We start from the raw sequence: 12,019 nt of genomic DNA, 5'->3' as shown, positions 1-12,019 counted from the left end.
CATCGATGAGCGGAAAACTGGCATATGTGACGGGCGGCATGGGTGGCATAGGAACCTCGATCTGCCAGCGGCTTGCCAAGGACGGCTTCCGCGTGGTCGCGGGCTGCGGGCCCAGCCGCAACTACCAGCAGTGGCTGGATGAACAGGCCGCCCAGGGCTATACCTTCTACGCGTCCGTGGGCAACGTTTCGGACTGGGAATCCACGGTCCAGGCTTTCGAGAAAGTGCGCGAAGCGCACGGCACGGTGGACGTGCTGGTGAACAACGCGGGCATCACGCGGGACGGCCTGTTCCGCAAAATGTCGCTCGACGACTGGCGCGCGGTGATCGACACCAATCTGAACAGCCTTTTCAATGTGACGAAGCAGGTGCTGGATCCCATGGTCGACCAGCAGTGGGGCCGCATCATCAACATCAGTTCCGTGAACGGCCAGAAGGGCCAGTTCGGGCAGACCAACTATTCGACCGCCAAGGCCGGCATCCATGGATTCACCATGGCGCTGGCCCAGGAAGTGGCCAGCAAGGGCGTCACCGTCAACACCGTGTCGCCCGGCTATATCGGTACCGACATGGTGCGGGCCATCCGCCCCGACGTCCTGGAAAAAATCGTCGCGACCATTCCGGTGCGGCGCCTGGGTACGCCGGAGGAGATCGCCTCCATGGTGTCGTGGCTGGCTTCCGACCAATCCGGCTTCGCCACGGGGGCGGACTTTTCCCTGAATGGCGGCCTGCATATGCATTGAGCAGGCCGCGCGCCGGTCCTTGCGGGCCGGCGCATCGCGGTACCCGGCAGTAACAGGACTAAGATATGGCCGTCGCACCCCGAGCGGGGCTGTATCGACCGATGACCCTCCATAAGTACAACACGATAGACCCGAGCAGGGGACAGCCATGACGCAAGCCCAAGCAGGCGCCAGCACACGCCTGATCAAGAAATACCCGAACCGCCGTTTGTACGATACGCAGACCAGCACCTACATCACGCTGGCGGACGTCAAGCAACTGGTGCTGGCCAACGAATCCTTCCAGGTCGTCGACGCCAAGACCGGCGACGACCTGACGCGCAGCATTCTTCTGCAGATCATCCTGGAAGAAGAAGGCGGTGGCGTTCCCATGTTCTCGTCGAACATGCTCGCGCAGATCATCCGCTTCTACGGGCATGCCATGCAGGGCATCATGGGCTCCTACCTGGAGAAGAACATCCAGGCCTTCATGGAAATCCAGGAGCGCATGGCCGAACAGTCCAAGGGGCTGTACGGCAGCCAGTTCGGGCCCGAGGCCTGGGCCCAGTTCATGAACGGGCAGGCGCCGATGATGCAGAACATGATGAACAGCTACATCGAGCAGAGCAAGAACCTGTTCGTCCAGATGCAGGACAAGATGCAGGACCAGACGCGCTCGATGTTCTCCAGCTTCCCCTTTCCCGGCACGGCGCAGGGCAACCGCAAGTAAGCGCTCGACGCCACCGGGCGCACCCCGCGGGTGCGCCCGGTGTCCGCGATGGCCGCGGCAGGGGCATCCCGCACGCCCGCGAAGGCCGCCTCCATCGGGAACCCGCATGCCGGATCCCGGTCTTACCCACCGTGGCGCGGGCCGGCTCCGACCCCTTTATACGGGGAAAACCGTTGAATCGACCGCGCGGATGGCGCATTGCGGGCTTGCATGAAAACAGTTCTTGTTTGCATTCATCCTTGCTTTTCCCTATCCTTTTAACTTTACGGTCGCATGACGGCGAAATTCCGCCGGAAGGAAAACTCGATGATCAAACAGGCCCTGGTTTTGGCTGCCGGTCTTGCCATGTTCGGCGCGGCCCATGCCGCGGAATATCCCATCGGCAAGCCCGCCGAGAAAGGCGGGATGGAAATCGGCGCGGTGTATCTGCAGCCCATCGAAATGGATCCTCCCGGCGTCATGCGTCCCGCCAAGGATTCCGACATCCACCTGGAAGCCGATATCCATGCCACGGCCAACAACCCCACCGGTTTCCCCGAGGGCGAATGGATGCCCTACCTGGTCGTGAAGTTCGAGCTGCAGAAGGTGGGCAGCAACAACGTGCAGAAGGGCATGCTGATGCCCATGGTGGCGAATGACGGCCCGCACTATGGCGACAACGTCAAGCTCGAAGGCCCCGGCAAATACAAGCTGAAGTACATCATCTCGCCGCCCACCGCCGATGCGCACAACCACTTCGGCCGCCATATCGACAAGGAAACCGGCGTGGGTCCGTGGTTCGAGCCCTTCGAGCTGGATTACGAATTCGTCTACGCCGGTACCGGCAAGAAGGGTGGCTACTGATGTTGCGCCGGGCCCGTGCATGGCTGCCGGCGCTGGCGCTGGCGCTGCTGTTCGCCGGCGGCGCGGCGCGCGCCGACGAGCTGCCGACTTTCCAGCTGACCTTCAAGGCCGACGGAACGTTCGAGCCGGCGCGGCTGGAAGTGCCGGCGGGCCGTTTCAAGATCGAGCTGAGCAACGAAAGCAACGAGCCGGTGGAATTCGAAAGCATCCCGCTGCGCAAGGAAAAAGTGCTGGGTCCGGGTGTGAAGTCCTTCGTCGTGATCACGATCTCGCGTCCCGGCGAGTATCCCTTCTTCGACGACTTCCACCAGGACGTCAAAGGTACGCTGGTCGTTAAACCCAAGGATTGAACTGGGCGCTCGCGCGCCCCGGCGGTGTCATGGAACAGGTCTCTTTTATTGTCTGGCGCGAATCCGTGGAAGCCCTGCTGGTCGTGGGCATCCTGTATTCCTGGTTGCGCGCCACGCCCGAGGGACGGCGCGGCCTGCCGTACCTGTGGGGCGGCGTCGGGGCGGGCCTGGCGCTGGCCGTGGCGCTGGCCCTGGTGCTGCTGGGCGTGTCGTCCTGGCTGTCCGACACCGGGCAGGAGTGGTTCCAGGCCGGCATGGCGGTGGTGGCCTGCGTGCTGGTCGTCCAGATGGTGTTCTGGATGAAAAAGCACGGCCGCACGCTGAAGGGCGAACTGGAAAGCGGCGCGCGCGAATCCATGCGGCATGACAACTGGTGGGGCCTGCTGGTCCTGGTCATGATCGCCGTCGCGCGCGAGGGCAGCGAAACCGTCGTCTTCCTGTACGGCACGGTGTCCGCGGGCGCGGAAGGCGCCAATGGCTGGATGCTGGCGCTGGCGGGGCTGGGCGGTTTCGTCGTGGCGCTGCTGACCTTCTGGCTGCTGCAGCTGGGCGGCAAGCTCATCACCTGGCGGCGCTTCTTCCGCGTGACGGAGATCCTGTTGCTGCTGCTGGCCGGCTCGCTGCTGGTGGGCGGCCTGGATCACCTGATTTCGCTGGGCGTGGTGCCGCCCCTGGTCGATCCGCTGTGGGACAGCAGCTGGCTGCTGGACGACAGCAGCGGCATCGGCAAGGTCCTGGCCGACTTCGCGGGCTATCGCGCGTATCCGGCGCTGATCACCGTGCTGGCGTGGGTCGGGTACTGGGTCGTGGTGTGGGCGCTGCTGCGGCGTGTCCGTCCGGCGGCGCCGCGCGAGCGTGGCGCGGCGGCCGCGGCGAACGCGCGATAATGGCGGCCGCCGTATCGGGCGAGTCTCTGTAAAGGTAAAGACCGATGGCTGTAGCAGTGGCGCGGGCGACCGCCCGCGTGGCCGACTTCCTGCGTGACCATGCCCCCATGCTGCGCAAGCTGCAGTGGGGCATCGTTGCTTTGTACGCCTTCCTGTTGATCGTGCCCGCGATGATGCCGCTGCCGGACAACACGGCCTCGGTGTTCAACAACCTGACCGTGGTCGCGCAGTTCGCCTTCTGGGGCATATGGTGGCCTTTCGTGCTGGTATCCATGCCCATCATGGGTCGCGCCTGGTGCGGCCTGTTCTGCCCGGAAGGCATGCTGACGGAATGGGCCAGCGAACGCGGCAAGGGCCTGGCCATTCCGCGCTGGATGCGCTGGGGCGGCTGGCCCTTCGTGGCCTTCGCCCTGACGACCATCTATGGCCAGCTGGTCAGCGTGTACCAGTACCCGCTGGCGGTGCTGGCGGTGCTGGGCGGCTCGACGGCGGCGGCGATGGTGGTGGGCTGGCGCTACGGGCGCAGCAAGCGCGTCTGGTGCAAGTACCTGTGCCCCGTCAATGGCGTGTTCAATTTGCTTGCCAAGCTCTCGCCGTGGCATTTCAAGGTCAATGAAGAGGCCTGGCGCCATCCCGTCATCCGCATCCAGCCCATCAACTGCGCCCCGCTGGTGCCGCTGCGCAACATGAAGGGCGCGGGCGATTGCCATATGTGCGGACGCTGCAGCGGCTACCGCGGCGCCATCGCGCTGACGCCGCGTTCGCCCGAGGCGGAAATCGTCAGCGTCGCCCAGGGCGATGCGTGGCAGACCGCGCTGGTGGTGTTCGGCATGATGGGCATCGCCATGGGGGCCTTCCTGTGGAGCGCCAGCCCCTGGTTCGTCACCATCAAGCAGGCCGCCGCCACCTGGCTCATCGACAAGGACATCACCTGGCCGCTGCTGGACAACGCGCCGTGGTTCATCCTGACCCATTACCCGGACGTCAACGACAGCTTTTCCTGGCTGGATGGCGCCTGCATCCTGTTCTTCATCGCCGCCACGACGGTCGTGGTCGGCGGCGCGCTATACGGCGCGCTATGGCTGGCCGACCGCCTGCTGCCGGCCGTGCCGGGCCGTACGCGCTGGGGCGGGGCGGGCGTGCACAAGCTGGCGCAGCCCTTGATTCCGGCGGCCGGTATCGGCGTATTCCTGGGCCTGTCCGCCACCACCATCACCCTGCTCAAGCACGAAGGCGTGCAGGCGCTGTGGGCGAACCCGGTGCGCTTCACCCTGTTGACGCTGGCCATCGCCTGGACGCTGCGCCTGGCCTGGCGCGTCATCGGCCAGCGCACGCCGTCCCTGGCGCGCCGGTCGGCCGCATGGCTGGTGTTCGCGGCCGGACTGCTGCCGTTCTGCTACGCCTGGGTATTGTTTTTCGTCACCTGGTAGGCAGACGGGCGGGCCGCATGCCCGGGCGGCCCGCGTCATTATCGACGCCTGCAAGCCATGCCATCGGCGCCGCGCGTTTTAAGGTAGGATCGCCGGCATGAGAACCTATCGCTTCCGCATCCTGAACGTCTTTGCCGAAAGCACCTTCGGCGGCAACCCTTTGTGTGTCTTCGAGGACGGCACCGGCCTGGACGATGCCGAGATGCAGTCGCTGGCGCTGCAGTTCAACCTGTCCGAGACCACCTTCATCCTGCCATCGCGGTCGGCGTCCGCGCGCATGCGCATCTTCACGCCCGGCTACGAAATGCCTTTCGCCGGGCATCCCACGCTGGGGACGTCCCAGGTGGTGCGCGCCTTGCGGGGTACGGGCGACAGCCTGAGCCTGGAAACGCGTGCGGGCATCGTGCCGGTGCAGGCGGCGGGAGACCGCTGGACGCTCGTGGCCCCGGGCGGCAGCCAGCCGGAAGTCCGCGCGCCGGCCCTGCCGGCGCCCACCATCGCGGCACTGCTGGGCGTGGGCGAAGACGACCTGCTGTCCGAGCCCTTGTGGCTGGATACGGGCGCGCATCAATTGGTCGTTCCCTTGAAAACCGCGGACGCGGTGCGGCGGGCCCGTCCGGACGCGTCGCGCCTGGGCGAATGGGAAACGGCCAAGTCGGGACGGCGGGTCGCTTATGTGTTCGCCTTCGACGGCCGGCAGGAAGACGGGGTCGACCGCGTTGTCGCGCGTTATTTTTCCGTGCATCCCACGGGGGGACTGGTCGAAGACCCGGGCACGGGATCCGCGTGCGCCAACCTGGGTGGATGGTGCCTGGCAACGGGCCGTGCCTTGCCCGTGCGGGCCAGGGTGGAGCAGGGCGCCGCCGTGGACCGACCCTGCTTCCTGGGGCTGGATGTCGGCGCCGACCGGCAGGTGCGCGTGTCGGGCCGGGTGCTGGAGCTGGGCAGCGGGACCATTACGCTGCCCTGAGCGCTCCGCTTACTTGTTGCTCTTGGAGGCGTCCACCTTCAGGTTGTTCCTGACCTGCTTGACGCCTTCCACGCCGCGCGCCACATGGGTGGCGGTGTCGCTTTGCGCCGCGGACGCCACGGTGCCCGTTAGGGTCACCACGCCGTTATTGGTCTCCACGGCGATATCCAGCGCGCTGAGCGATTTGTCGGCGACGATGGCCGCTTTCACCTTGGTGGTGACCACGGTGTCCGAGGCATACTCCCCGACGGATTGTTTTTGCTTGCCGCTGGTGTCGGCATTGTCGGCCGCGTGGGCGGCCGGCAGGGCGGCCGTGCCAAGGCCAAGCAGGGCGGCGATCAGGATTTGACGGGTGCGCATTCGAGTTCTCCTTGTAGGCGTTGCGGGTTGCCAGGGCGTGTGGCGTCTATCGTCGGAACACGCCGCCCAGGACGGACAGCAGCGCCAGGACCAGGAAAACGATGAACAGGATCTTCGCGATGCCCGCGGCGCCGGCGGCGATGCCGCCGAAGCCCAGGACGGCCGCGATGATGGCGATAACGAAGAAAACTGCGGCGTAGTACAGCATGATGTGCCTCCCGATTCGGAAAAGCGTCGGGATCGCGGCGCGACCCCGGCAGTGACCTCGGCGCGCCGGCGGGATGGCCGGCGCCCGGGTTGTCTCTACGCTACGTGGCCCCCATGCAGGGGGTCAAACCGGGATGTGGGGAAATGTAAGCAGGCCGGGGCGGTTACGCCGGTCGGCCGCATGAGGGCACCGCTGTTACAACTACGCAACCCTTGGCGGGTTTTTGACGGATGGGGGTAACAGCTGTCACGCCGGCACGGATGCCTGCGCGACGCGCATGGCGATATGCGCCAGCGCTTCTTCGACCTGGTCGACCAGGATCAGGCACAGGTCGCCGGTCTGCAGGCGTTCGAGCGCGGCGTCGATAGCGACGAACTCGCCGTCGATCTCCGTGGAATAAGTGGTGCGGCTGGCATGGCGCAGCCCTTCGCGCAGCAGCGCGATGACTTCGCCGTCGGCGCGGCCGCGCTGGCATTGATCCTGGTACAGGATCACGTCGTCGAAGGCTTCGCCCAATATTTCCGTCTGCCGGCGGATGTCCTCGTCGCGGCGGTCGCCGGCGCCGCTGATCACCACCGAGCGGCGCACGGCGGGCATGGCCTCCACGGCCTGCACCAGCGCGCCGATGGCGTCCGGATTGTGGCCGTAGTCGGCGATGAGGGTGGCGCCGCGATATTCGAACACATTGAAGCGGCCCGGCGCGGTCGCGGCATCGCTGACGAAGGTCTTCAGGCCCTGGCGGATGCGCGGCCAGGGCGTTTCCAGCGCCCAGGCCGCGCCGATGGCCGCCATGGCGTTTTCGACCTGGAAGGCGATGCTGCCGCCGCGCGTCAGCGGGATATCGGCCAGCGGGATTCTTTCCGTGTCCGCGCCTTGCGCGGCGACCAGGTGATCGCCATCGCGATAGACGACGCGGCCGCCCTGCGCGCGGTGCGTGGTCATGCGCGGATGGTGGCCGTCCTGGGCGAAGAAGACGATGCCCCCGGGGCAACTGGACGCCATGTCGGCGACGATGTGATCGGCGGCATTCAGTACCGCATAGCCGGAGGGCTGCACATACTGCACGATCACGCGCTTGACGACCGCCAGGTCCTCGACCGTGCTGATGTAGCCCAGGCCCAGGTGGTCGCCCATGCCGATATTGGTGACCACCGCGACATTGCATCGGTCGAAGGCCAGGCCCTCGCGCAGGATGCCGCCGCGCGCGGTTTCCAGTACCGCGGCGTCCACGTCCGGATGCGCCAGCACGCTGCGCGCGCTGCGCGGGCCGCTGCAGTCCCCCGTATCGATGCGGCGGGCGCCGATGTAGACGCCGTCGGAATTCGTCATGCCCACGCGCGTGCCGTCCTGCCCCAGCAGGTGGGCGGTCAGCCTGACCGTCGTCGTCTTGCCGTTGGTGCCGGCCACGGCCACTACCGGAATACGGCCGTCCTCGCCTTCGGCGAACATGTTCGCGATGATGGCTTCGCCCACGGCGCGGCCCTTGCCGAAAGACGGTGTCAGGTGCATGCGCAGGCCCGGCGCGGCGTTGATCTCGACGATGGCGCCGCGCTGTTCTTCCAGGGGCAGGTGCATGGTTTCGGCCACCACGTCCACGCCGCACAGGTCCAGGCCTATCATGCGGGCGGCGGTCACCGCCCGGGCGGCCAGTTCGGGGTGGACTTCGTCGGTGACATCGGTGGCCGATCCGCCCGTGCTCAGGTTGGCGTTGTTGCGCAGGACCACCCGCGCGCCGGTGGGCGGCACGGAGTCCACCTGGTAGCCCTGCTTGGCCAGCGTGGCGATGGCGATGTCGTCGATGCGTATCTTGGTCAGGGAAGTGGCATGGCCGTCGCCGCGCAGGGGATCCTGGTTGACCTGTTCGATCAGTTCGCGCACCGTGTGCACGCCGTCGCCGGAAACCTGCGGCGGATCGCGGCGGGCGGCGGCGACCAGCGTGTCGCCCACCACCAGCAGGCGGAAGTCATGGCCGGGGATGTAGCGTTCCACGATGACGTCGCGGCTGATTTCCGAGGCTGCGGCGAAGGCGGCGGCGATGCGGTCGCGCGTCTCGATATTGACCGCCACGCCGCGCCCCTGGCTGCCGTCGCGCGGCTTGACCACCACCGGCCCGCCCAGTTCCTGCGCGGCGGCCCAGGCGTCGTCGGCGCTGGATGCCGTGCGGCCCAGCGGCACCGGCACGCCGGCCGCGGCCAGCAGCATCTTGGTCAGGTCCTTGTCCTGCGCGATCGACTCCGAAATGGCGTTGGTGCGGTCGGTCTCCGCGGCCTGGATGCGCCGCTGCCGCGATCCCCAGCCGAACTGCACCATGCTGCCTTGCGTCAGCCGCCGGTACGGAATATTGCGGGCGACCGCGGCATGCACGATGGCCCCCGTGCTGGGTCCCAGCCGGATGTCTTCGTCCAGCTCGCGCAGCCGGTGCAGGGCGTCGGCCAGGTCGAAGGGCCGGTCCTCGCGCGCGGCCACGCAGAGCGCCTCGGCCAGCTCGAAAGCCAGGCGGCCGACGGGCTCTTCGCTGTATTCGACCACCACCTGGAATACGCCGGGCTCCACCGTGGGGGCGGTGCGGCTGAACGTGACGGGACAACCCGCATGCGCCTGCAATAGCAAGGCCACCTGTTCCAGCACGTGCGCCATCGATAGCGTGCCCTGGTATCCCTCCGGCCGCAGCAGGCCCAGTTGCGGGAAGCGCGCGCGCAGGCGCGGCTCCAGCGTGGGAAGCCGGTCGATGGAGCATTCGAGGTCGTCGCACGCGACGATGGCTTCGATGGCGGTGTTGCGGCTCCACAGGTTGGGGCCGCGCAGTGCGCGTATGCGGGAGACTTCCATGCGATATTCCTGTCGGCCGGGCCGCCGGAGGGCGGCGGCGTTGTCCTCAGTTCTGCTCGATCCAATGACGCAGCAAATGCAGCGCCGGTTCGGCGCTGCCCTCGTCGCACTGCAAGACGATGAAATCGCCAGGCCGCACGCTGTCCAGCACCGCGCGCATGGCGGCGGCATGGTCGGGTTGGTCCACGATGGACGCGGCGCGGCCGCCTTGCTGCGCGCCGGCCCGCAACAGGCCGCGTGCCTGCCCGGGCGGGCGGCTGGAGGGCACCGTGGTGTCGTCGTACAGGACGACCTCGTCGAACGAGGCCCCCAGCAGTTCGCCCTGGTCCAGCAGGTCCTGGTCGCGCCGGTCCTTGCCCGGGCCGTAGACGATGCGGCGGCGGCGCGCCGGGAAGCCTTCCGCCGCGGCCACCAGGGCGCGCAGCGCCGACACGTTGTGCGCGCCATCCACCACGACGGTGGCATCGTGGCGCTGGACGGCGGTGAATTGCCACGGCGCGTCGGCGCGGTCGGCATCGAAGGCCTCTATGCCCACGCGGACGATGTGCGCCGGCACGCCCAGCGCCCAGGCCGCGGCGGCCGCGGCCAGCACGTTTTCCACCTGGAAGGGGACGCGTCCGCCCACCGTCAGCGGAATGGCCTGCAATGCGCTGACGCGCTGCTCCTTGCCGCCCTCGGCCAGCACGACGTGGCCGTCGCGCACGTAGACGGCACGCTTGCCCAGCGCGACATGCGATGCGATGGCGGGCAGGCGCGGATCCAGGCCGAAGAAGATGACCTCGCCGTCGCACAGGTCGGCCATTTGGACCACGCGTTCGTCGCGCGCGTTCAGCACCGCCGCGCCGCCGGGCAGCACCACGTCGATCTGGGTCCGGATGACGTTGTACATGCCGTCCAGGTCGCGGATATCGTGTTCGCCCAGGTGGTCGGATTCGTCGATGTTGGTGACGATGCCGACCTGGCAGCGGTCGTAGGCCAGGCCCTGGCGCAGGATGACGGTGCTGCTGTTCTCGATGACGGCGGCGTCCACCGAGCGGTTCATCAGGACGCGTCGGCCGGTGGCCCAGTCGCCGCGGTCGCCTTTTTCCACCTGCCGCTGGTTGAAGTACAGGCCTTCGCTGCAGGCCAGGCCGACATGCCGGCCCCACAGCTGCAACAGGCGCGCGGTCAGGCGCGCCACGACGGTCTTGCCATTGGTGCCGGTGACACCCACCACGGGGATGCGGCCGTCCTCGCCATCCGGGAACAGATGATCGACGATGGCCTTGCCCACGGGCCGGGGCTGGCCGTCGGCCGGCTTCAGGTGCATGAGCAGTCCCGGACCGGCGTTGACTTCGACGATGGCGCCGCGCTGTTCTTCCAGCGGCCGCGAGATGTCCTCGGCGACCAGGTCCACGCCGGCGACGTCCAGGCCGACGATGCGGGCGGCCAGCGTGACGGCATGGGCCACTTCGGGATGGACCAGGTCGGTGACGTCGAAGGCGACGTTGCCGTTGCGCTGGATCAGGACGGGCTGCCCGGCCGGCGGCACGCTGTCGGCGGCCAAGCCCTGGCGGGCGATCTCCAGGCGCGCGGCCGAGTCCAGCCTGACCTTGTTCAGCGGGCAGTCCTCGCCGCTGCCGCGACGCGGGTCGGTGTTGATCTGCAGGTCGATCAATTCCTGGACGGTATGCACGCCGTCGCCGACGATGCCGGCGGGTTCGCCGCGCGCCGCGGCCACCATGCGGTCGCCCACCACCAGCAGGCGGTGTTCGTTGCCGGCGACGAAGCGCTCCACCAGGACGCCGCTGCCTTCTTCCTCGGCCACCGCATAGGCAGCCCGCACTTCTTCATGGCTGTTCAGGTTGGTGAATACGCCGCGGCCGTGGTTGCCGTCATAGGGCTTGACGACCACCGGCAGGCCGATATCCTGCGCGGCTTCCCAGGCCTCTTCCTGCGACGCCACCAGCCTGCCTTCCGGCACCGGTACGCCGCATTCGGCCAGCAGGCGCTTGGTCAGGTCCTTGTCGCGCGAGATGCCTTCGGCGATGGCGCTGGTGCGGTCGGTTTCGGCCGTCCAGATGCGGCGCTGGCGGGCGCCATAGCCCATCTGGACCAGGTTGCCCTCGAACAGGCGTATAAACGGGATATCGCGGTCGTCGGCGGCGTCCACGATGCAGGCGGTGCTGGGGCCCAGGCAATGGCGATCCACCATGCGGCGCAGCCGCTCCACCGTGTCCTGGACATCGAAGGGGCGGTCCTCCATGGCGGCCATGACCAGGTCGCGCGCCTCTTGCAGCGCCGCCCGGGTGACGTCTTCCTGCCAGGCGCGCACGACCACCTTGTAAACGCCGCGCGTGGCGGTTTCGCGGGCCTTGCCGAAGCCGCCGGGCAGCCCGGCCAGGTTCTGCAGTTCCAGCGTGACGTGTTCCAGGATATGGGCCGGCCAGGTGCCTTCGCGCAGGCGCTGCAGGAAGCCGCCGCGCACGCCCGGGCTGCAGCGGTGCTCGATCAGGGTGGGCAGCCACGTGGACAGGCGCTCGTAGAAACCCGGGATGGTGTTGGACGGATAGTCCTCCAGCTCGCCGATGTCCACCCAGGCTTCCAGTACCGGGCGGTACGTCCAGATGTTCGGGCCGCGCAAAGCCACGACATCGAGAAATTCAATGTCTTTCTTTTTCATGTTCTAATTTGCCGAAAATTCCGATGGC

Annotated in this window: 11 protein-coding genes; 7 read left to right on the top strand and 4 right to left on the bottom strand. The window is 67.5% G+C overall.

Features of this window, described 5'->3' with window-relative positions; all coding sequences use genetic code 11:
* Positions 1 to 5: 5 nt before the first annotated feature.
* The 7 genes from phbB to BAU06_RS18190 all read left to right on the top strand — a co-directional run bounded on the left by phbB (position 6) and on the right by BAU06_RS18190 (position 5,932).
* Positions 6 to 743, top strand: coding sequence for an acetoacetyl-CoA reductase (gene phbB, locus BAU06_RS18220; protein WP_066353228.1), 738 nt, complete (start codon positions 6 to 8; stop codon positions 741 to 743).
* Between the two features lie 148 nt (positions 744 to 891).
* A complete protein-coding gene (phaR, locus tag BAU06_RS18215) occupies positions 892 to 1,452 on the top strand; it encodes a polyhydroxyalkanoate synthesis repressor PhaR (protein WP_066353226.1) in 561 nt (186 codons plus the stop codon).
* Between the two features lie 306 nt (positions 1,453 to 1,758).
* Positions 1,759 to 2,295 (top strand): iron transporter, encoded by a 537-nt coding sequence (locus BAU06_RS18210; RefSeq protein ID WP_066353224.1) that lies wholly within the window; start codon positions 1,759 to 1,761, stop codon positions 2,293 to 2,295.
* A complete protein-coding gene (locus tag BAU06_RS18205; protein WP_415834877.1) occupies positions 2,295 to 2,645 on the top strand; it encodes a cupredoxin domain-containing protein in 351 nt (116 codons plus the stop codon). The genes BAU06_RS18210 and BAU06_RS18205 overlap by 1 nt, the downstream gene beginning before the upstream one ends.
* Before the next feature lie 29 nt (positions 2,646 to 2,674).
* A complete protein-coding gene (locus tag BAU06_RS18200; RefSeq protein ID WP_066353222.1) occupies positions 2,675 to 3,532 on the top strand; it encodes an FTR1 family iron permease in 858 nt (285 codons plus the stop codon).
* Between the two features lie 44 nt (positions 3,533 to 3,576).
* On the top strand, positions 3,577 to 4,962 hold the full coding sequence (locus BAU06_RS18195; RefSeq protein WP_066353221.1) for a 4Fe-4S binding protein: 1,386 nt from the start codon (positions 3,577 to 3,579) through the stop codon (positions 4,960 to 4,962).
* Between the two features lie 97 nt (positions 4,963 to 5,059).
* The gene (locus tag BAU06_RS18190; RefSeq protein ID WP_066353219.1) at positions 5,060 to 5,932 is read left to right on the top strand and encodes a PhzF family phenazine biosynthesis protein; all 873 of its coding nucleotides are present in this window, start codon (positions 5,060 to 5,062) and stop codon (positions 5,930 to 5,932) included.
* Positions 5,933 to 5,941: 9 nt separating this feature from the next.
* On the opposite strand, the gene BAU06_RS18185 is transcribed toward BAU06_RS18190, so the two are convergent.
* From BAU06_RS18185 to cphA (BAU06_RS18170), 4 genes are all read right to left on the bottom strand, one after another.
* A complete protein-coding gene (locus BAU06_RS18185; protein WP_066353214.1) occupies positions 5,942 to 6,292 on the bottom strand; it encodes a BON domain-containing protein in 351 nt (116 codons plus the stop codon).
* A gap of 46 nt (positions 6,293 to 6,338) precedes the next feature.
* Entirely contained in the window at positions 6,339 to 6,500 is a 162-nt protein-coding gene (locus tag BAU06_RS18180) for a DUF1328 domain-containing protein (RefSeq protein ID WP_066353213.1), read from the bottom strand.
* Positions 6,501 to 6,746: 246 nt separating this feature from the next.
* Positions 6,747 to 9,329 carry a cyanophycin synthetase gene (gene cphA, locus BAU06_RS18175; RefSeq protein ID WP_066353212.1) on the bottom strand — a complete coding sequence of 861 codons (2,583 nt, stop codon included), beginning with the start codon at positions 9,327 to 9,329 and terminating at the stop codon, positions 6,747 to 6,749.
* 46 nt (positions 9,330 to 9,375) lie between these two features.
* Entirely contained in the window at positions 9,376 to 11,991 is a 2,616-nt protein-coding gene (cphA, locus tag BAU06_RS18170) for a cyanophycin synthetase (protein ID WP_066353211.1), read from the bottom strand.
* Positions 11,992 to 12,019 lie beyond the last annotated feature (28 nt).

Origin of the sequence: Bordetella bronchialis (genome assembly GCF_001676705.1) — a bacterium.
GTDB lineage: Bacteria > Pseudomonadota > Gammaproteobacteria > Burkholderiales > Burkholderiaceae_B > Bordetella_C > Bordetella_C bronchialis.
Note: the sequence above shows the minus strand (reverse complement) of the source record. Positions and strands in the feature narration are given on the sequence as shown.

Bases quoted from the DNA above. Each gene is read 5' to 3' on its own strand.
- cphA (WP_066353212.1), bottom strand. From the start codon at position 9,329: ATGGAAGTCTCCCGCATACGCGCACTGCGCGGCCCCAACCTGTGGAGC.
- BAU06_RS18205 (WP_415834877.1), top strand. From the start codon at position 2,295: ATGTTGCGCCGGGCCCGTGCATGGCTGCCGGCGCTGGCGCTGGCGCTG.
- BAU06_RS18185 (WP_066353214.1), bottom strand. From the start codon at position 6,292: ATGCGCACCCGTCAAATCCTGATCGCCGCCCTGCTTGGCCTTGGCACG.
- BAU06_RS18200 (WP_066353222.1), top strand. From the start codon at position 2,675: ATGGAACAGGTCTCTTTTATTGTCTGGCGCGAATCCGTGGAAGCCCTG.
- BAU06_RS18210 (WP_066353224.1), top strand. From the start codon at position 1,759: ATGATCAAACAGGCCCTGGTTTTGGCTGCCGGTCTTGCCATGTTCGGC.
- BAU06_RS18190 (WP_066353219.1), top strand. From the start codon at position 5,060: ATGAGAACCTATCGCTTCCGCATCCTGAACGTCTTTGCCGAAAGCACC.
- phbB (WP_066353228.1), top strand. From the start codon at position 6: ATGAGCGGAAAACTGGCATATGTGACGGGCGGCATGGGTGGCATAGGA.
- cphA (WP_066353211.1), bottom strand. From the start codon at position 11,991: ATGAAAAAGAAAGACATTGAATTTCTCGATGTCGTGGCTTTGCGCGGC.
- phaR (WP_066353226.1), top strand. From the start codon at position 892: ATGACGCAAGCCCAAGCAGGCGCCAGCACACGCCTGATCAAGAAATAC.
- BAU06_RS18180 (WP_066353213.1), bottom strand. From the start codon at position 6,500: ATGCTGTACTACGCCGCAGTTTTCTTCGTTATCGCCATCATCGCGGCC.
- BAU06_RS18195 (WP_066353221.1), top strand. From the start codon at position 3,577: ATGGCTGTAGCAGTGGCGCGGGCGACCGCCCGCGTGGCCGACTTCCTG.